At 50.8% G+C, this 19,476-nt stretch carries 16 protein-coding genes; 13 read left to right on the top strand and 3 right to left on the bottom strand.

Annotation, left to right across the window (positions count from 1 at the left end; all coding sequences use genetic code 11):
- Positions 1-30: 30 nt before the first annotated feature.
- Entirely contained in the window at positions 31-2,178 is a 2,148-nt protein-coding gene (locus tag DEV76_RS04470; protein WP_109695562.1) for an alpha-L-fucosidase, read from the bottom strand.
- 47 nt (positions 2,179-2,225) lie between these two features.
- On the opposite strand from DEV76_RS04470, the gene DEV76_RS04465 reads away from it, so the two are divergent.
- Together DEV76_RS04465 and DEV76_RS04460 are read left to right on the top strand one after the other, a co-directional pair.
- Positions 2,226-3,017: an SDR family oxidoreductase gene (locus DEV76_RS04465; protein WP_109695560.1), complete on the top strand. Its 792-nt coding sequence runs from the start codon at positions 2,226-2,228 to the stop codon at positions 3,015-3,017.
- Positions 3,018-3,134: 117 nt separating this feature from the next.
- Positions 3,135-4,580, top strand: a complete 1,446-nt coding sequence (locus DEV76_RS04460) for a capsule assembly Wzi family protein (RefSeq protein WP_109695558.1) — start codon at positions 3,135-3,137, stop codon at positions 4,578-4,580.
- Here DEV76_RS04460 and DEV76_RS04455 read toward each other — a convergent pair.
- Positions 4,577-4,951, bottom strand: a complete 375-nt coding sequence (locus DEV76_RS04455; RefSeq protein ID WP_109695556.1) for a response regulator transcription factor — start codon at positions 4,949-4,951, stop codon at positions 4,577-4,579. The genes DEV76_RS04460 and DEV76_RS04455 overlap by 4 nt on opposite strands.
- Positions 4,952-4,986: 35 nt before the next feature.
- Positions 4,987-6,063, bottom strand: coding sequence for a sensor histidine kinase (locus tag DEV76_RS04450; protein ID WP_109695554.1), 1,077 nt, complete (start codon positions 6,061-6,063; stop codon positions 4,987-4,989).
- A gap of 367 nt (positions 6,064-6,430) precedes the next feature.
- On the opposite strand from DEV76_RS04450, the gene DEV76_RS04445 reads away from it, so the two are divergent.
- From DEV76_RS04445 to DEV76_RS04395, 11 genes are all read left to right on the top strand, one after another.
- Complete coding sequence (locus DEV76_RS04445; protein ID WP_109695552.1) at positions 6,431-7,063, top strand: response regulator transcription factor; 633 nt, start codon at positions 6,431-6,433, stop codon at positions 7,061-7,063.
- A gap of 156 nt (positions 7,064-7,219) precedes the next feature.
- On the top strand, positions 7,220-8,017 hold the full coding sequence (locus tag DEV76_RS04440) for a polysaccharide biosynthesis/export family protein (protein WP_109696638.1): 798 nt from the start codon (positions 7,220-7,222) through the stop codon (positions 8,015-8,017).
- Between the two features lie 75 nt (positions 8,018-8,092).
- Positions 8,093-10,438, top strand: a complete 2,346-nt coding sequence (locus DEV76_RS04435; protein ID WP_109695550.1) for a GumC family protein — start codon at positions 8,093-8,095, stop codon at positions 10,436-10,438.
- A 149-nt stretch (positions 10,439-10,587) separates the two neighbouring features.
- The gene (locus tag DEV76_RS04430; RefSeq protein ID WP_109695548.1) at positions 10,588-11,109 is read left to right on the top strand and encodes a transcription termination/antitermination NusG family protein; all 522 of its coding nucleotides are present in this window, start codon (positions 10,588-10,590) and stop codon (positions 11,107-11,109) included.
- Complete coding sequence (locus tag DEV76_RS04425) at positions 11,102-12,142, top strand: mannose-1-phosphate guanylyltransferase (RefSeq protein ID WP_157962715.1); 1,041 nt, start codon at positions 11,102-11,104, stop codon at positions 12,140-12,142. Before DEV76_RS04430 ends, DEV76_RS04425 begins: the two co-directional genes overlap by 8 nt.
- Positions 12,143-12,154: 12 nt before the next feature.
- Entirely contained in the window at positions 12,155-13,108 is a 954-nt protein-coding gene (fcl, locus tag DEV76_RS04420; RefSeq protein WP_109695544.1) for a GDP-L-fucose synthase, read from the top strand.
- A gap of 11 nt (positions 13,109-13,119) precedes the next feature.
- Positions 13,120-14,454, top strand: coding sequence for a UDP-glucose dehydrogenase family protein (locus DEV76_RS04415; RefSeq protein WP_109695542.1), 1,335 nt, complete (start codon positions 13,120-13,122; stop codon positions 14,452-14,454).
- Positions 14,451-15,548 carry a GDP-mannose 4,6-dehydratase gene (gene gmd / locus DEV76_RS04410; protein WP_109695540.1) on the top strand — a complete coding sequence of 366 codons (1,098 nt, stop codon included), beginning with the start codon at positions 14,451-14,453 and terminating at the stop codon, positions 15,546-15,548. The genes DEV76_RS04415 and gmd overlap by 4 nt, the downstream gene beginning before the upstream one ends.
- A 13-nt stretch (positions 15,549-15,561) precedes the next feature.
- Complete coding sequence (locus tag DEV76_RS04405) at positions 15,562-17,118, top strand: MATE family efflux transporter (protein WP_109695538.1); 1,557 nt, start codon at positions 15,562-15,564, stop codon at positions 17,116-17,118.
- Positions 17,118-18,257 (top strand): glycosyltransferase family 4 protein, encoded by a 1,140-nt coding sequence (locus DEV76_RS04400; RefSeq protein ID WP_109695536.1) that lies wholly within the window; start codon positions 17,118-17,120, stop codon positions 18,255-18,257. Before DEV76_RS04405 ends, DEV76_RS04400 begins: the two co-directional genes overlap by 1 nt.
- Positions 18,247-19,476, top strand: a complete 1,230-nt coding sequence (locus DEV76_RS04395; protein ID WP_109695535.1) for a hypothetical protein — start codon at positions 18,247-18,249, stop codon at positions 19,474-19,476. The genes DEV76_RS04400 and DEV76_RS04395 overlap by 11 nt, the downstream gene beginning before the upstream one ends.

The raw sequence follows: 19,476 nt of genomic DNA, 5'->3' as shown, positions 1-19,476 counted from the left end.
GCACAGGCCTTTTTTATCACTTCATTTTATTTATTCAAACGTCAGTTTCAGGTTTGGCAACCCCATTTCATCGTGTGGTGTGGAAGGGTTGTGCAGTTGCCAGCTTACAGGGAAGTAAGTTCCTTTCTGCAGGCGTACTTCCGGCAACGTAAGCTGATACACTTCCTGCGGCACATTGAAATCAATATTGAAGGGAACAGCGTTCAGGAAGTAATTGAACAGTTTCACACTGAGCTGGTTTTTGCCTGCCTGTAATGGCAACAATATGTAATGATCCATCCGGGGTTCGCGCAGAGGGTTATTCTGCAGCAGCAGTTGTTTCCCGTTCAGGAACACCATGATGGCATCGCCGCTGGTGATCTTAACGAGCACGTTACGGGCGGTGGGTGCAGTAATTTCCTGCAACAGGTAATGCGCCGTCATGGCCCCTGCAGGGCGCTGTGCCTCCAGGGAATATTGCGTACCGTTCTTCCATTCGGGGTGTGCCGTCCAGCGCTTGCCATCCTGACGCGGCCAGGGCTTGGACAGGTCTACATCCGTGAGGGAACCATGTGTTCCGCCAACACCTGAATACAATGGTCCCAGCACATGGATAGGGCCCGTTTGCAGACTGGCGATATCATTATTCAGCTGCACCGCCTTTCCTCCTTCCAGACGTACCGCGGTTGAGGTGCTGCCCAGCTGGAGGTCGATGGTACGGCCCTGCTCTTCTTTTGAATACGTGAGAGTGGGGCGGTTTGTGCCGCTCCTTTGTGGCTCCAATGCCCAGGCATTTTTAATTGTACTGGTGAAATTGGTATTGTAATCGATAGTGGCATTGCTGAAGTAGGGGAACGCATTGGAATTATCCAGCGTAAGGCCCGGGGTAAGCGCACGGATGTTGGCCGGCGGCACGGTATACCCGTTGGGCAATGTCAATTCAATTACCTGGAACAGCCCGCTCATGTCGAGGTTTTCTGGCAGCTGAATCTGCAGTCCGTCTTTCCCCGCTGTGTATTTCAATTTAGTTCCCTTGCCCATCAATTGTGCCATTGTTACGTTGCCTTTCAGGCCGGGCAGGAGGATGGCGTTGTTAGCGGGCCGGTTCATCAGGTGGAGATACAATTTGTTATTCCTGCTGGTGATGCTGCCCCAGTCAAATGCAACATGGAAGGGATCGGGGGCTGTACCATAAATAGCATCGCGGTGCTGATTCAGCCACTGGCCAATGGTGAGTAATACATCCCGTTCGAACTCCACAACAGTACCATCGCCACGGGGCCCTATGTTCAGCAGGAAGTTGCCACCCCGCGAAGCAACTTTTACGAGGCTCGTCAGTTTCTCCCGGATCTTTGCATTGATGTCTCCGCGCTCCTGCCAGGAACGGTAGCCCCAGGTTTCATGGAAAAAAGAAGCGGGGCTTTGCCAGGGTACGCCAATGATGTAGTCGGGTTCCTGGTTATCGCCCATCACGGTGAAATCGCCCTGGTTGTTACCGATACGGCTGCCGATGAGGCAATTGGGTTGTAGTTTATGCACCAGCGCACGCATCTCTTCACTTTGCTGCCGGGTCATCTGTCCCATATCGAACCATAGTTCGGATACAGGGCCATATTTTGTCAGCAGTTCCGTCATCTGCTGCATGTTGTAAGTGTGGTGTGCAGGAGTGATGGAGTCTGAGTTGTGACCGGAGATGGGCATGGCCGGAGGGAAATGCCAGTCGATCAGTGAAAAGTATAAACCGAAAGCGATGCCCTGGCGGCGGCAGGCGTCAGACAGTTCCTTCAGGATATCCCTTTTGTAAGGAGTGGCATCCATGATATCGAACTTCGTAAACGCACAATCCCACAGGGCGAAGCCATCGTGATGTTTGGAGGTAATAACTACAGAGCCCATACCTGCGCGCTTAGCGAGCGATGCGATGCTGTCGGGGTTCCAGCGGTCGGGATTAAAGCCCTGTGCCACTTCTTCATAGGCATCGCTATATAATCCTGCGGCATGTGCGCGGATCTGTTCACTGAGGCCACGGCTGATCTGCTTGTTTTCCCATACGCCACCCAGCTTACTGTATACGCCAAAGTGGATGAACATGGAATATTTTCGGTCGCGCCACTGCTGAAGGGCAGCAGGATCTATCTGGGCAGTTACCGCGTGCACCCATCCTAGGCAGCCGGTTATGATACAAAAAAGACGTTTCATGTACCCAAAGTAGGAAAAGGTTCTTAAAAAAGTATACCTTTCGTCATATGAATTACTTCCGCGATAAAGTCATCTGGATCACGGGTGCTTCTTCCGGAATTGGTGAAGCGCTGGCATTACAGCTTTCTGCCTCAGGCGCGCGGTTGATCCTCACTTCCCGGAACGAAAATGCACTTCAGCAGGTAAAGTCTCAATGCACAGGGCCTGCTGCGGTTTTACCGGCAGATCTTTCCGCAGGACCGTTCCACGATCTGGTACAGGCTGCTATTTCGGAATATGGTAAAATTGATATCCTGATAAACAACGCCGGTATTGGCCAGCGGGCTACAGCGGAGGCTACGTCAGAAGCTGTGCTGCGCCGGATAATGGAGCTTGATTTTTATGCACCGGTTTTACTGACGCAGGCAATTATTCCTCATTTTCGTGAAAATGGCGGAGGACAGGTAGTAGTGACCGGAAGCATGGCGGGCCTGATGGGTGTTCCGCGCCGTACTGCGTATTCCGCTGCAAAACATGCTGCCATGGGGTATTTTGAATCCCTGCAGACAGAACATGATATTCCCGGTTTTAGTATAACGATTATCAGTCCGGGCCGTGTGCGCACTAATCTTTCCCTTAATGCCCTTCATGGTAATGGTGCGCGGCATGGCCAGATGGATGAGGGACAGGAGAAAGGTATCCCTGCCGCAACCTGTGCCCGTAAAATAATACAAGCCATCTCACGGCAGCGGAAGCATGTGGTGATTGCCGGAGAAGAAAAGTGGCTGTGGTGGATGCGGAAGTTCATTCCTCCATTGTATTATACGATTGCAAGAAAGTACGGCAGTAAAGATGTTTAAGCGCCCCTTCCTCCCATAAGTACCCTTTTATCGCTGTTGGCGTGGTTTTATACTGATTTAAGTAGCCTGCGCCAAACCGTATGCGCGTTAACTTGCCACATAAGGAATACTCAATTTATGAAACCGGCAGGTATCGCAATAACCATATCTTTACTCCTGCCCTTCTCCGCTATCCGCGCGCAGTTTACCGACTCGCTGGAGGTGCGGACGGGCACACGCGCCACAATCGCCACGAAGGATTATCAGCCTCTCTGGCTCACGGCTAACAAGTTCGGCACCATGACCGACAGGAAGTCCGATCTTTCCACATACATCCGTGCTAAAAACGTACATACATTTGGCCAGGAGCAAAACTGGCGGCTCCAATATGGGATCAGTGCTTATAATAACAATCATTTCCGGCGGAACTTCTTTGAAGAAGCATACGTGAAATTCTCTTTCAAAAAGCTGGAATTACGCGCAGGCCGGTATGAAGAAATCATAGGGGATGTTGATCCGGAGCTTTCATCGGGTTCACTGGGCGTTAGCGGCAACGCGCTGCCCATACCGAAAGTAAGTATCGGACTGAAGGAGTACGCACCGGTTCCCTTCACGAACGGATGGGTTCAGGTAAAAGGCCAGTTCAGTCACGGATGGATGGGGCGTAACCAGTTTATCCCATATGCATTTCTGCATGAGAAAAACTTTTACCTGCGTATCGGTAAGCGGAAGCTCAAGGCATACGGAGGTATTCAGCATTACGCCGTTTGGGGTGGTAACCGGAAAGACCTTCCGAAGATTAAGAGCAGTTTCAAAGACTACCTCGATGTGGTGTTAGTAAAAGAGGCCGACGATGGTACGGTAATCAGTGATGAGATCCGTCCTAACCGGCCTGGCGATCATAGGGGTGTGTTGGAAGGAGGGCTGGAATGGGAGAATGAGAATGTGGCTTTCAGGGCATATAACCAAACACCGTTTGAAACGGGGCAGGGTATCGATATCAGGAATACCGATCACCTGATGGGCCTCAGTTTTCGCGACAAGCGGGAGAATGCCGTATTGCTGAAGGCTACACTGGAGCTTATTTCTACAAAGAAAATGAACAACTGGCACCCGAAGCAGGTGCGTGAAAGCTATTATAATAACGGCGTATACCTGACGGGTTGGGAATATGAGAACCGCATCATCGGTACACCGTTATTTACGAACCGCAGCCGCGGGCAATACTACTTCGATAATATTCAACCGTTCGATTACAGTGAGCGCTGGAACGTGATCAGGAGCAAGGGCTGGAACATTATCAATAACAGGGTAAGCGGGGTGCACCTGGGTGCGCTTTATCGCATTGGGCAGGTGCTGGAAGGTAAAACCATGCTTACGTATACCCGTAACTTTGGTACGTATGAACCGGGCCCTTTCAAAGAAGCGCTCAGCCAGTGGTACGCCATGCAGCAGGTACGGTATGTTACACTCGTGCAGGGCCTCACCCTTACGGGAGCAGTGGGCCTGGATGGCGGAGACATGAGCCAGACGGCCGGCTTTATGCTGGGGGTAGAATGGCTGTTTGCTCAGGGGCGCCGCTAAAGCTGCTTCTCGAAGATGCCTTGAATTACCGCATGGAGATTCTTGAATAGGAATGGCTTGGTCACGTACCCGGCCGCTCCTTTTTCCATGGCCAGCTGCACATCGTCTATTTCAGATCGTGCAGTGAGCATCACAACAGGGATGTCATGTAAAAGAGGATCGTTCCGGAAGCCGTCCAGCAGGTCGAAGCCATTGAGAACGGGCATGTAGATATCGCTGATAACGAGGTCGGGGCGCAATATGCGCGCCGTGCGGATGCCTTCTTCCCCGTTTGTGGCAATGGCAACAGTATACTGATGCAATTCCAGCAGCGATTTGAGCGGGTCGGACAAGCCGGGCTTATCCTCAATAAGCAGGATGGTGTTGTTCATTACAGTTCAGCTTTGTAACCTGGCACAAAATCGATTTAGATAGCGTCTGCAAAATCCTCGAAAACCAATGTAAAGGTGGTGCCCTCATTTACACCGCTACTTACTGAAATCGTGCCGCGATTAGATTCCACAAAAGTTTTGACAATTGAAAGACCGAGCCCCGTGCCTTCAATACCGTCTACATTGCTACCTCTGTAAAACGAGGTAAACAGATGTGGAAGGTCTTTTTCGGGAATGCCGATACCGTGGTCACTAAAGGAGATGACCAGTTTCTTTTTGCGGTACAGCAGTTTAACGGACGGGTTCTTCAGCGTGGAATATTTAAAGGCATTGCTGATAAGATTGGTAAATACTTTCGCCAGCTGATCTTTATCAGCCAGGATAAGCCTGGGCTCGCCTTCTATAGAGATGCCCAGTGAACGTTTGTCTTTTCGTTGGGAGAAGTATTGATATCGGAGCGTTTCTATAATCTGTTCTACGCATACGGGCTTGCGGGTTGGCTCCCAGTTGTTGCCGGCGATTTTACTGAGGGTCAGTACCTCGTCGAGCATCGAATTAAGCTGGAAGATCTCATCCGCCATTTTACGGAACTGTAGGCGGTGGAATTGAGACAGCTGCCCATCGAGCTGCATGCGCGTTTCGAGAAGGTCCATCGCGGAGGAGATGGCAGTAAGCGGTGTTCTGAATTCGTGTGATGTCATAGACATGAGCTGAACTTTCATCTGTTGCATGGATTTTTCCTGTTCGAGATGCTGCAGTCTCATCTGCAATTCTTCTTCCTGCTCTACTTTCCGGCCAATGGCCAGCCAGTATTTTTTCCCTTCAATTTTCAGCGGGCTCACCCGGAAATCGATAAGCGCCATGGAGCCGTTTTGTGATACAGGGAGCAGGAAGGCGGGGGGCATGGGTTTGGGGAACAGTTCCGTTTGTTCCATACCATAACCGGCCTGAAGAGGAAGCCCTCTCAGTTGTGAGGATCGCCCGTTGGCTAGTGTGTCTATGGCCTTTCTGTTGGCGTTCAGAACAATTTGCCTGTCTGTACTAATGATCAAAACAGGGTCCTCTATGCCGCGCAGCATGTGGCTTACCCTGATGGACTGGTTAGGCTTCATGTCTTAATTCTGTCGATATGGTTCTTTCGATATGGTTCTTCAGTTTTCCGGAAATATCCGGTCGGGTTTTCACACGAGAAAGATAAGAAATTTACAGCGCATATTCCACCCAATGTTTGTATATAACGCATTACCCATTGGAGTAAAGCTTATATACGTTTCAATCGCATATGATAAATGTTAATTTGTTACTTGAAATAATAATACAGCAATTCCTATTCCATATTGAACAGCTATCAATAAATTAATACATCTGCTGATAATTTTTTAAAATTTGGACTTATCTTTGATAGTATACTATCCTTTATATTTGTTCGAGGTGCTGAAGCATCTTTATTGAGAAAACCGTATCAACGTTAACCGTAATATGATAACTATAGGTATCATTGAAGACAACCATTTTCAACTCAATAACTATAAAGAGTTTTTGGAAGATTTTCAGGAGTGTAAGGTTGTTTTCGCTTGCCGGTCCATGGAAGAGTTCCGGGCATTGCCATACAAGGATCCTGATGTGAAAGCAATTCTGCTGGATATTTCCCTTCCGGGAGATTCCGGAATCCAGGGAATGGAAGAGTTGAAACAGCATTATCCGGATGCCAAAATCATCGTCCTTTCCGGCCATGATGGCCAGCAATACGTGATTGAGTCCATCATGCACGGCGCCAGCGGCTATATAATAAAAACCAGCCGCCTCATGGAAATCTATCACTCCATCCTCGATGCCGTTACCCAGGGAGGCACCCTTTCTCCGAAAGCCGCCCATATGCTCATTAACCACATTTCCAAAGATCCGCTTGAAAGCATCCGCGACCGGCTCACTAAAAGAGAGTACGAATTGCTGGGCCTCCTCAAGGAAGGACATTCTTATAAAGTGATGGCCGACCGGTTATTTGTAACTGTGCACACCGTAAACCAGCATCTGAAAAAAATATATTCCAAGCTCAACGTGGCATCAAAATCAGAACTGATCTCCAAAATTTGGTCGAATAATCTTTTCTAAAATATCTGTGCGCAAAGCCGGTTACTCTTTCAAGTAGTACCTTATCAGTTGATCTCCGGTTTTATACTCTATCCAGTAATATTTGTGGCGCGTGGTATGCAGTAATATTGTAACTGTGCATAAGCAGTGAACAAATACCATATCAACGTGCTTATTATGACCCGAAAGAAGAACCGGAATGCTTTATTGAAAACCTTGCTGGTAGCAGTTTGCGGATTGTTTGCATCCTGCGTCAGTACCAAGAACGCTACCTACTTCAATAATGTAAACGATACGGCCGTGCAACGCATCGCCGGAAATTTTGAACCGGCGATTCAGCAGAACGACATTCTGCAGATCACCGTTACCAGCCTCAACCCGCAGGAAGCATTACTGTACAATGTACCCAATGCCGCCAACAGCGGAGCCACGGCTACAACAGGTGCTGCTCCCGGCTCCGGATTCCTGGTAGATGCCGCAGGCAATATCCAGTACCCGGTTTTCGGCTCCATTCGTGCAGCAGGCCTTACCACTAAAGTACTGGCAGATACCATTCGCACACGCTTCGAACAGCGCCAGCTGTTGGTAGACCCCGTGGTGAATGTTCGCTTCCTCAACTTCCGTGTAACCATGCTCGGCGAAGTTTCCAAACCCGCCGTAATCACTGTTACCAGTGAAAAGATCTCTATCATGGAAGCACTCGGCATGGCGGGAGACATCACCGTGTACGGCAAACGCGAAAACGTAATGCTCATCCGCGACAAAGATGGCACACGAACCGTGAAGCGCCTCAATCTCAACGATGCAAACATCCTTTCATCGCCTTACTACTATTTGCAACCCAACGATATCGTATACGTGGAACCTACCAAGTCGAAGGTGGCCCAGGCCGACCGTTCGAGACAGGTACTGCCCGTTATTCTCAGCAGTATCAGTCTCCTCGTCATTATCCTCGACAGGCTGGTGATCAAGTAAACGATCCGTTTCAGCATATCCATTGAAGACCCGTAGCGAAAGACCATAGTGATAACCATATTGAATTGAAAAACCATGAAGCAGCAGACAAGTGCCCATAAACGCGTGGAGCCGCAAGAGTCGGCAGACCTGCTGGCCATGATCAGGTTCCGTTACCTGAGCTACTGGCCGCTGTTTGTGCTGGCAGCCCTTATAGCCGCGGGCGGAGCATGGGCCTACCTGCGTTATGCCACCCCGGTATATAAAGTATCAGCCTCACTCCTTGTAAAAGACGAAGCCAAAGATCTCGGTGAATCGAACATCCTTAGTTCAATGGACCTGTTCGGCACAAAAAAGAATATCGAAAACGAAATTCAGATACTCACCTCACGCACGCTTATCCGGGACGTGATACGTAAGCTGGACCTTTACGGAGAACTCTTTTCCAAAGGGCGCCTCCGCAACGTGGCCGTTTACGGAGAAACTGCCCCCGCCACCATACATTTTGTTGAGCCATGGGCTATTAAAGACGGTCCGTCGGAATTCGTAAGTGTAGGGTACGACGAAAAGAAGAAGCAGATATTGCTGAACAACAAGCCATACCCTGTAAACGATACCGCGCATACCCCCTGGGGCCGCATGGTGATCCGCCTGCGCGACGGCTCGCAACCTATTGCCGTAGGCCAGTACTTCCTGAAGCTTACAGGCGAACGGAACCTCACACAGCAGATCCTGAACAGAATGAAGATTATGCCGGTTTCCAAAATGGCCACCGTTATTAATCTGGAATACATGGATGTGCTCCCCGCCCGCGGAGAAGCTATTGTAAATGACCTGATCCGTGTATATAATGAAGCTGCGGTGAAAGACAAAAACCGGATGGCGGCCAGCACCATGTCGTTCGTGGAAGAAAGGCTCCGCATTGTGACCAACGAGCTGGGCGAAGTGGAAAAGGAAGTGGCACGGTTTAAAACAACAGAAGGAATTGTTGATATCAGCGAGCAAAGCAAAATGTTCCTGGGCAGCGTGCAGGAAAATGATTCGAAGATCAACGAAGCCAATATGCAGCTGTCTGTACTCGAATCCATCGAGAAGTATGTGGCCGGTAAAACTGCCGGTGTGAATATGGTGCCGGCTACCCTTGGTCTCAGCGATCCTGTACTGCTGGAACTCGTCAATAAGTTATATGAAACGGAGCTGGAGAAAGAGCGGCTGAAGAAAACGACAGGGGCTAACAGTCCTTCGCTGACAGCGCTCAACCGGCAGGCAGATATGCTGAAGCCAGGTATCCTTGAAAACATCCAGAGCCAGCGCTCCAACCTGGAAGCAGGTAAGGCAAAGCTGCTGGCGGCTAACGACCGCTTTATGGGGATGCTCCGCAGTGTGCCCGGCAAAGAAAGGGCCTTACTGGAAGTAAGCCGCCAACAGGCGATCAAGAATAACATTTACACTTTCTTATTACAGAAGCGGGAAGAAACCGCCCTGGCATATGCAGCGGCAGTTTCCGACAGCAGGATCGTGGATGGTGCAGAAACTGCGGGTGCGCCTGTGAGCCCCCGTAAGATGATGATCTACGCTATAGCCGTACTCGGTGGTATAGTAGTAGTAGCCGTATGGATCACGCTGAAAGATATGCTGAAGAAAGAGATCACTTCGAGGCTTGAAATTGAAAAGGAAACTTCGGCCCCCATTGTGGCAGAACTGCTGCACGACGACAGCAAGGACCCGCTTGTTATCGCCGACGGCAGAAGGAGCCTGGTGGCGGAGCAGTTCCGTAACCTCAGAACATCACTCTCATACATAGGCCTCAATGGCGATAATAAAACGCTGCTGGTTACTTCCTCAATTTCCGGGGAAGGCAAAAGCTTCGTGTCACTGAACCTGGCATCCAGCCTCTCGCTGCTGCGCAAAAAAGTGGTGCTGATGGAGTTTGATCTGCGTAAGCCCATGTTGAGCAATATGCTGGGTATTACCCGCGAGCCCGGGATTTCCAATTACCTCGTAGGCAAAGCACAGTTGAGTGACCTGATACGCCCGGTTCCCGGAAACGATAATCTGTTCCTCATACCTGCAGGGGTTATTCCGCCTAACCCTACAGAGCTGATCCTGAATGGACGGCTGGAAGAATTGATTCAGGAACTGCGGGGGATGTTCGATTACATCATCATTGACTCTGCCCCGGTGGGCCTTGTAACAGACGCACGCCTCCTGGCACCGCTTTCTGATGCATGCCTGTACGTGATGCGCCACCAGGTTACGCCACGGCAGTATTTGAAACAGATCGATGAATTATACCGTACGGGAGAGATGGGACGCCTCAGCCTTGTGTACAATGGCGTGAAGCCGCGTGGTGTAGCCAACCATAGCTATGGTTACGGGTATGGTTACATGGAAGATCAGAAGAACGGTGCGGGAAAGAAACTGAAAAACATGTTCAAATAAATACGGCAACTGCCGATTCTGCGATAGCCTTTATTGAAAACCCGGCTCATCATCATGTGAATGAGGAGCGAAGCCTTTGCTTCTCCTGCCTTTATAACTTCCACACTATGAAAACCGATTGCGATTCGTTCACCGTAAAAAGCTAGACTATGAAACAGGAATTGCATGCCTGGTATGCTGTATATACCAAGGCGAAAATGGAAAAAAAGGTAGCTGATCTGTTAACCCGGAAGCGCCTTGAAAGTTACTGCCCTATGAATGTTGTTGAAAAACAATGGAACGACCGGCGGAAGTACACCGAAGAACCGCTGTTTTCTTCTTATGTGTTCGTCCGTATTCCTGAAAGCATGCAGGGTATCGTCAGGGAAACGGAAGGTATTGTCAACTTCGTGTACTGGCTTGGAAAGCCTGCAGTTATTCACGATGCGGATATCGATCTGATCCGCCGTTTTCTTCGTGAGCACCGTACTGCCGGACTGGAAAAGATCCCCGTACGCCAGGTGCATGCAGATGGTGCCCCCGGCACCCAGCTCCTGTATTACAGAGGCAAATCTCCGGAAGCCAACCGGAATAAAGTAAGGGCCGTGCTTTCCAGCCTGGGATACGCATTGGTTGCTGCTGCACCTACTCATGACCTTAACGTTCTCAAAGCTGATTACCGCTATGCATAATTCCGATAATAACCGCATGCAGCATGTGATACTGTGCGGTGGCTCCGGCACAAGGCTCTGGCCATTGTCGAACCGCCAGACGCCCAAGCAGCTGCTTCCCCTTTTCGAAGGGAAAAGTCTCCTGCAGCTGACGTATATCCGCAACCGCCCCGCCTGTAAAGGCGTACTGGCCATTGCGGGCGCAGCACAGGCCGAGCTTATCGCCAGCCAGCTCATTGATGAGGGGGCGGCACTCCGGTGCATTGCTGAGCCGGTAGGGCGCAATACTGCAGCTGCCATCGCTATTGCTGCGTTCGTTTCCGCACCAGACGATATTTTGCTCATCACACCTTCCGATCACCTCATTGGTACGCCAGACCGTTACAATACAGCAATCGCTGAAGCAAAGCAGCTGGCCGAAGATGGGTACATCGTCACTTTCGGACTGAAGCCCACGTATCCGGAAACCGGATTCGGATATATCCATCACCAGGGTAATGAAGTGCTGCGATTCGTGGAAAAGCCCGACGCTGCTACGGCAATATTTATGGTAGGCAACGGTGATTACTTATGGAACAGCGGCATCTTCTGTGCGAAAGCATCCGTGATGCTCGATGAACTCCTGTTGCATTCACCCGCCATCTACCATGCCGCTTCCCGCGCTGCCGGAGAGCTTGTCCGCACCGGCGCAATTTCCCGCGAGGCAATGACGGCCATACCCTCAGACAGTATCGACTACGCCGTCATGGAAAAAACCAGCCGCGTGAAAGTGGTACCCAGCGATATGGAATGGAGCGATGTAGGCAGCTACGAAGCCCTCACACAGGCCCTCACCGAACAATTCCGCTACTCCAACGATCAGGCGGTGTATATCGACAGCAACCCGCACAACAGTACCGTGATAGGTACGGATAAACTGGTTGCTCTTGTTGGTGTGGATAATATGGTGGTAGTGGATACGCCGGGCGCCCTGCTCATCATGCAAAAAGGGAAAGGCCAGGTTATTAAACAATTGCATAACTGGGTGGCAGAAAACCGTCCGGAGCTGCTGTAACTGAAATCGTTCATGGAAAAGACATCTAAAATATACATCGCCGGCCACCGTGGAATGGTGGGTGGCGCCATCAAGAGGAAACTGGAGAAAGACGGTTTCCGGAATATCATTACCCGTACATCGGGAGAACTGGACCTGCGCCGGCAGGATCAGGTGCAGGCATTTTTCGAAGAGGAGAAGCCAGACTATGTTTTCCTCGCCGCGGCTAAAGTGGGCGGCATTCATGCCAACAACACTTACCGGGCAGAATTTCTGTACGACAATCTGATGATTGCCGCGAACATCATTCATGCTGCTTATGAACAACAGGTACAAAAGCTCATGTTCCTGGGAAGCTCCTGCATTTATCCGCGCCTTGCGCCGCAGCCCATCACGGAAGATAGTTTGCTGACCGGGCCGCTGGAAGCCACCAACGAGCCATATGCCATCGCTAAGATCACAGGCATCAAACTGTGTGAGGCTTACCGCGATCAATACGGCTGCAATTTCATCAGCGTTATGCCGACCAACCTGTACGGCATCGGCGACAATTATCACCCGGAGAACTCGCATGTACTCCCCGCACTGATACGCAGGTTTCATGAAGCAAAGCAAGCCGGAAAGGACGCAGTAACCGTATGGGGCAGCGGCACACCGAAACGTGAGTTCCTGTATGCCGACGATCTGGCGGAAGCCTGCGTTTTCCTCATGGAGCAATACAATGGCCGTGAGCTGGTGAACATAGGCGCCGGGGAAGATCTTAGCATCCGCGAACTCGCAGAAACCGTACGGGATGTAGTGTGCTATGAAGGCGATATCATTTTTGATACCACCAAGCCTGACGGTACGCCCCGGAAGCTGATGGATGTGTCAAAACTGCACTCCCTTGGCTGGAAGCACCGTACAGAGCTCAGGCAGGGAATTGCCCAGGCATACGGCGATTTTCTGCGGAAACAATTTCAGCATATGAATGCCATGCATCAATAAAAATGTAAGACATGAAAGTAGTTGTAGTAGGAACAGGATATGTGGGGCTGGTAACAGGCGCATGTTTGGCCGAAGTAGGTACAGACGTGGTGTGTGTTGATGTGGACGCGGCCAAGATTGCGCGGCTGGAAAAAGGCATACTGCCTATATATGAGCCGGGGCTGGAAGAAATCGTGACCCGTAATTACCGCAATGGCCGGCTTAAGTTCAGCACAAGCCTGGAGTTTAGCATTCCCGGAGCAGCAGTAGCGTTCATTGCCGTGGGTACCCCTCCGGGGGAAGACGGATCGGCAGACCTCCGGTACGTTATCCAGGTAGCCAAAGAGATAGGAACATACATGACGGAGCCACTCGTAGTGGTAACTAAGAGCACCGTACCGGTGGGCACCGCTGTGAAAGTGAACCGCGCCGTAAAAGAAGCGCTGCAGCAAAGAGGGGCACAGATTGATTACGATGTGGCCTCAAACCCAGAATTCCTGAAGGAAGGCGCCGCCGTGGCAGATTTTATGAAGCCCGACCGCATTGTGGTGGGCGTTAATAACGAACGCGCCGCTAAAACACTCGAAACCCTCTACGCCCCGTTTCTCCTGAACGGCCACCCCATCCTTTTTATGGACGTAGCCTCCGCGGAAATGACCAAGTATGCCGCCAACGCCATGCTGGCCACTAAAATATCGTTCATGAACGATATCGCCGGGTTATGCGAGTTGGTAGGGGCAGATGTGAATAAGGTGCGCAAAGGTATCGGCAGCGATCCCCGCATTGGTAACCGGTTCATATATCCCGGTATAGGATATGGCGGTTCCTGCTTCCCTAAGGACGTAAAGGCCCTTATCCGTACAGGTCTTGAACACGACCGCCGCCTCCGTATCCTGGAAGCCGTAGAGGCCGTTAACCAGGACCAGAAACAGGTTATGTTCGATAAAATATACCGTCACTTCGACGGACAGCTAAAAAACAAAACAATCGCCCTATGGGGGCTCTCCTTCAAACCAAACACGGACGACATGCGTGAAGCCCCGTCGCTGGTGCTTGTTGCCTCCCTCCTGGAAGCCGGCGCCAGCGTACGGGTGTTTGACCCCGTGGCCATGCACGAAGCACAAAAATCCCTTGGTAATACTGTGGAATGGTGTACTGACCTGTACCATGCCGCCGAAGGGGCAGATGCTGTAGCGCTGGTAACGGAATGGAACGAGTTCCGCCTGCCAGACTGGAAGCGGATCGGAGCACGCGTTATGTTCGACGGAAGAAACATCTACGACGATGTGTTGCTGCATAAAAACGGCATTACCTATTACGGTATCGGAACCATTCAACCCACCATCCAAAAAATGATAACCATATGAAAGTCGCATTGATTACCGGCGTTAATGGCCAGGACGGCGCATACCTCGCTGAGCTTTTACTTGAGAAAGGATACATGGTGCATGGCATCAAACGCCGCGCATCGCTGATCAATACTGAAAGGATCGATCACCTGTACCAGGACCCTCATGAGAAAAATGTACGTTTCAAACTGCATTACGGCGATATGACGGATTCAACCAACCTGATCCGTATTATCCAGGAAACGCAGCCCGACGAAATTTATAACCTCGCGGCCATGAGCCACGTACGCGTTAGTTTCGACACACCGGAATACACTGCCAATGCAGATGGTATTGGTACCCTCCGCATCCTGGAAGCCCTGCGCATCCTGAAGCTGGAGCAGAAAACACGTGTATACCAGGCTTCCACCTCCGAGCTGTATGGCCTGGTGCAGGAAGTTCCCCAGCGCGAAACTACTCCGTTCTACCCCCGCTCTCCTTACGCAGTGGCCAAAATGTACGCTTACTGGATCACGGTGAACTACCGGGAAGCATACGGGATGTTCGCCTGCAATGGCATCCTCTTCAACCACGAATCGCCCCTCCGTGGCGAAACTTTCGTGACTAGGAAGATCACCCGTGCCGTATCGGCCATTGTACTGGGCCTGCAGGATAAACTGTATCTCGGTAACCTCGATGCCAAGCGCGACTGGGGCCATGCCAAAGATTATGTGGATGCCATGTGGCGCATCCTCCAGCAGGATACCCCGGAAGATTTCGTGATCGCCACCGGCATTACCACCACCGTCCGCGATTTTGTGCGTATGGCATTTGAAGAAGTGGGTGTGGAACTGGCCTTTGTAGGCACAGGCGTAAATGAAACCGCTGTGGTTACTGCCTGCCGTAATAAAGAGTTTGTGCTGCCGGTAGGGAAAGAAGTAGTGGCGGTGGATCCGAAGTATTTCCGCCCGACGGAAGTGGAACTCCTCATCGGTGACCCCACCAAAGCCAAAACCAAACTGGGATGGGAGCCTGAATACGATTTGCCCGCCCTCGTTAAGGAAATGGTGGCGGCCGACGTGGAACTGTTCCGTAAGAAAGACGTAGCTCACCTGGAACACCTGATCGGATAAAACTACATATAGCATGCAGGCAGCGAACAGAGTGGTAATGAATACGGGTTTGCTGTACGGGAAAATGCTGGTCACCATCTTCATCTCCCTGTACTCTACCCGGCTTGTGCTAAGCGCATTGGGCGCCCGCGACTTTGGGATATTTAATCTCATCGCGGGCGTAATTGCCATGTTGTCTTTTCTCAATATGGCCATGACGCTTTCTACCCAGCGGTATATGTCCGTTCACCTGGGTGGCGGGGATATGGAAAGGCTGAAGAAGATCTTCAACGCCAGCATTCTCCTCCACCTGCTGCTGGGGCTGGGATTGGTAATTGTGTTTGAAGCAGCCGGCTACTTCCTGCTGGGCCATGTACTGAACATCCCGCCGGAGCGCCTCTCTGCCGCAAGGATCATTTACCATTTCATGGTGGTCAGCGCATTTTTTACCATCATTTCCGTGCCGTATGATGCCACCATTAACGCACGGGAGAACATGCTGCTGGTAGCACTCACAGGTATCGCGGAAGCTTTACTGAAACTGGGTGTGGCCCTCGTGTTGCAAAATGCGGGAAGCGACCGGCTGGTACTGTTTGCAGGACTAACTGCCGCTACAGCGGTGGGGCTGCTTCTTTTCAAACGTATCTACTGTTCATTGAAATATCCGGAAAGCAGGATACGCTTCGGGAAGTATAAAGATGGTGCCCTGCTGAAAGAAATGCTTTTCTATGGCGGATGGAACATGTTTGGAGCCGTGAGCGTGGTTACCCGCAACCAGGGCATCGCCATGATCCTGAATGTTTTTTTCGGGACCATTGTAAATGCTGCTTACGGTATCGCCAACCAGGTAAATGCCCAGCTGAGCTTCTTTTCGGTAACACTGATGCAGGCTCTTAACCCGCAGATCATGAAAAGCGAAGGACAGGGCAACAGGGAAAGGATGCTGAAGCTGGCGATGATAGCCAGTAAATTCTCCTTTTCGCTGCTGGCTTTCTTTTCCATCCCCCTCATCCTGGAAACCCCTTTCGTATTAGGCCTCTGGCTGAAGGAGGTGCCGGATTACACGATCGTTTTCTGCCGGCTGATACTGCTGAGTACGATGGTAAACCAGCTGTCTGTTGGTATACAGGTAGGGGTACAGTCTGTGGGTAAGATCAGGAAGTATCAATTGTCTGTAAGCGCATTGCTGATGCTGAACCTGCCTGTGGCCTACCTGCTGTTGCGGATGGGTATGCCGGCATGGTCGGTACTGGCTGCTGCTTTAGGGATAGAGATAATAACCTGTGCATACCGTATCGGTGCGGCCGAGAAACTGATCGGCCTGCCGGTGCGGACATTCCTGAGCGGTGTGGTTACGCGGGCAGTAGCCAGTGTTTTGCTGGCGTTCTGTATTGCCCTGTTGCCATACCGTGCAATGGATGAAGGATGGGCGAGGCTCATAGCCACCTGTGCAGCCAGTACCATGGGATTGATATGCACTTTGAACTGGGTGGGCCTTTCCGCATATGAAACCGGTAAAATCCGGGATGTGATGACGAAAGCACTGTCGCGGATACACCCGCGCCTGGCTGTGATTAAAAAAGCTGTGTGATGAATATTATTTTCTTTACCAACATATCCACCTTCCCATACAACGGTGGTGAAAAGATCAGGAGCTATTACCTCCTGAAGGCACTCTCCGACCTGGGGCACACGGTGCATGCCGTGATCCGCAATGAAGAGGAGGCCGATCTTTCCCAATACCCGCTACCTAACGTTGCTTACCATATCCATCCGAAAAAGCCGCTGGCCGTAACGGAGAGGCTGACCGGCAGCCACTATTTCAAAAAGTCTGCCGCCGTAATGGAGCTGTTTGAACAAATATGCCGGGAGCACAAAATAGATGCGGCAGTACTGGATTACGGATACGTGGGGCATTACATCAGCTTTTTCCGGCGCCGCGGCATTCGGGTGGTATTAGGTACCCATAACGCCCAACCTGAAATTTCAAGACAGCTGCCCGCACGCAGCCTGTTACAGAAAATCAGGAAAGCACAACTGGTAACCCTGGAACAGTGGCATGAACGTAGCTATTTCACCCAAGCGGATGCCGTACTGGTGGTAAGTGAACACGACCACAGTTACCACAGCCGGTTTATTCAACAGGAAAAGCTGTTCCTCGTTCCCAACTTCCTCGATGAAAGGGAGTATGCCATTAAAGCCCCCCGCCAGAAACGACTGCTAGTGATGACCGCCAACTTTACCGTATACCAGAACCTGGAAGGCCTTCGCTGGTTTGTACAGGAAGTATGGGATACCCGGCTGGCAGATAAATTCAGGCTGCAGCTGGTAGGCCGCGGGTCAAAGGAAGCTTTACGTAAAATAACCGGGCAGGAGGAATTTGAGAACATCATAGCCCTGGGCCGGGTAGATGATGTGAAGCAATTTATTGCCAGTGCGGAAGGCGTAGTGATCCCGCTCCTGCATGGCAGCGGTACCCGCCTGAAGTGCCTGGAAGCCATGGCGCTGAACACACCCATAATAGCCACCTCCAGGGGTGTGGAAGGTGTGCAGAGCCACCATTTCATCCTGGCAGATACTGCGGCCGATTTCAAAACTGCTCTCCTGCGCTTTGAGGGAACCCCGCAACGCGGGGATGCTTTAAGGGCCGATTTTATGAAGGAATACAGTGCTTCCGTGAACCGGGAGCGGCTGCAGGAAGCCATTCATTTCGCGCATCATGTACAATAAGATCAAAATATCGCTCTATGCCCTGCTCAGCACGGTAAACGTAAACCTCGTGGGTTCCATGCGGTTGAGCGAAATACTGCTGATGGGGCTGGCACCTTCCGTCATTAAGAAAGATGATTTCTCGCGGTTTCCATATCTGCGAAAAATTATACTGTCATTGGCGCTATTACTCTTTTTCCAGGTGCTGACGGATATGGTGGTAGGAACCACCCCCCAGAATTACTTCAGAGGATGGGCTTCCATCCTCATGTCTATGCTTTCGTTTGTGGTGCTCTTCAAACTGTTCAACAGCTACGAAGGCATCATGATCTACATATTGATGATAATGGTGAAGAATATCTTTTATACAGACGACATCGTAACGTCTGATATGAGTTATTTCAAGTTCAAAATGGTGCCCATCTTATCGTCTCTGGTATACCTCCTCAGTGCGTACTTCTACCGCCGGGGAAATATCAAAGCGGTAATGGCCGTGCTGTTCGGTTATTCTATCACCTGCGTTTCATTCGATTCCCGATCCACGGCCGTGGTCTTCTTTCTGTCTGCCATTATCATCTACTTTTTTAATACCGGGCTTAAGCTTACCAAAGCCAAGATTACGGCTTTCGCCATCATCGGGGTGGTGCTGTTTCAGATCGCATATGTTTTTTATGTAGATGCTGTTAAGGCTGGAGAGTTCGGGGGCGAGCATGCCCGTGCACAGATAGAGCGGCTGGATAATCCTTACAATCCCCTGGAGCTGCTGATGACCGGCAGGGGCGAAACCTTTGCGGCGGTTACCGCCATCGGCGACGCTCCCGTTTTCGGGCATGGCTCCTGGGCAAAGGATCATACCCTCAAGTATTACCAGATCCTGCTCATGTTCCACGATGAGGATTTCAATCTCGAAAAGGCCTATTCCAAAGAGCAGCTTATTCCCAGCCACTCCATACTCATGGGAGCATGGATAAACTGTGGCATCGGAGGGTTTTTATCGGTATTGCTGGTCTTTTTCTTCCTGATGAAGATGGGTTTTTACCTCATCAGGAACGGGCAGCATCTCGCACTCTACCCCGTGATCGTACTCATGACAATAGGTTTGATATGGACTTTCGCGTTCTCTCCCTTCCAGCACCTGCGCTTTAGCGTACCTGCCACGGGGGCTATCATTATGAGCGCTTATTATGATTTCGTGTATTCCGAAGAACCGGATTTTTCTGAACTCCTTTATACCAGTTAG

This window comes from Chitinophaga deserti, from assembly GCF_003149455.1.
Taxonomy (GTDB): Bacteria; Bacteroidota; Bacteroidia; order Chitinophagales; family Chitinophagaceae; genus Chitinophaga; species Chitinophaga deserti.
This window is presented reverse-complemented; position numbering and strand designations above follow the sequence as displayed.

Bases quoted from the DNA above. Each gene is read 5' to 3' on its own strand.
- DEV76_RS04470 (WP_109695562.1), bottom strand. From the start codon at position 2,178: ATGAAACGTCTTTTTTGTATCATAACCGGCTGCCTAGGATGGGTGCAC.
- DEV76_RS04465 (WP_109695560.1), top strand. From the start codon at position 2,226: ATGAATTACTTCCGCGATAAAGTCATCTGGATCACGGGTGCTTCTTCC.
- DEV76_RS04460 (WP_109695558.1), top strand. From the start codon at position 3,135: ATGAAACCGGCAGGTATCGCAATAACCATATCTTTACTCCTGCCCTTC.
- DEV76_RS04455 (WP_109695556.1), bottom strand. From the start codon at position 4,951: ATGAACAACACCATCCTGCTTATTGAGGATAAGCCCGGCTTGTCCGAC.
- DEV76_RS04450 (WP_109695554.1), bottom strand. From the start codon at position 6,063: ATGAAGCCTAACCAGTCCATCAGGGTAAGCCACATGCTGCGCGGCATA.
- DEV76_RS04445 (WP_109695552.1), top strand. From the start codon at position 6,431: ATGATAACTATAGGTATCATTGAAGACAACCATTTTCAACTCAATAAC.
- DEV76_RS04440 (WP_109696638.1), top strand. From the start codon at position 7,220: ATGACCCGAAAGAAGAACCGGAATGCTTTATTGAAAACCTTGCTGGTA.
- DEV76_RS04435 (WP_109695550.1), top strand. From the start codon at position 8,093: ATGAAGCAGCAGACAAGTGCCCATAAACGCGTGGAGCCGCAAGAGTCG.
- DEV76_RS04430 (WP_109695548.1), top strand. From the start codon at position 10,588: ATGAAACAGGAATTGCATGCCTGGTATGCTGTATATACCAAGGCGAAA.
- DEV76_RS04425 (WP_157962715.1), top strand. From the start codon at position 11,102: ATGCATAATTCCGATAATAACCGCATGCAGCATGTGATACTGTGCGGT.
- fcl (WP_109695544.1), top strand. From the start codon at position 12,155: ATGGAAAAGACATCTAAAATATACATCGCCGGCCACCGTGGAATGGTG.
- DEV76_RS04415 (WP_109695542.1), top strand. From the start codon at position 13,120: ATGAAAGTAGTTGTAGTAGGAACAGGATATGTGGGGCTGGTAACAGGC.
- gmd (WP_109695540.1), top strand. From the start codon at position 14,451: ATGAAAGTCGCATTGATTACCGGCGTTAATGGCCAGGACGGCGCATAC.
- DEV76_RS04405 (WP_109695538.1), top strand. From the start codon at position 15,562: ATGCAGGCAGCGAACAGAGTGGTAATGAATACGGGTTTGCTGTACGGG.
- DEV76_RS04400 (WP_109695536.1), top strand. From the start codon at position 17,118: ATGAATATTATTTTCTTTACCAACATATCCACCTTCCCATACAACGGT.
- DEV76_RS04395 (WP_109695535.1), top strand. From the start codon at position 18,247: ATGTACAATAAGATCAAAATATCGCTCTATGCCCTGCTCAGCACGGTA.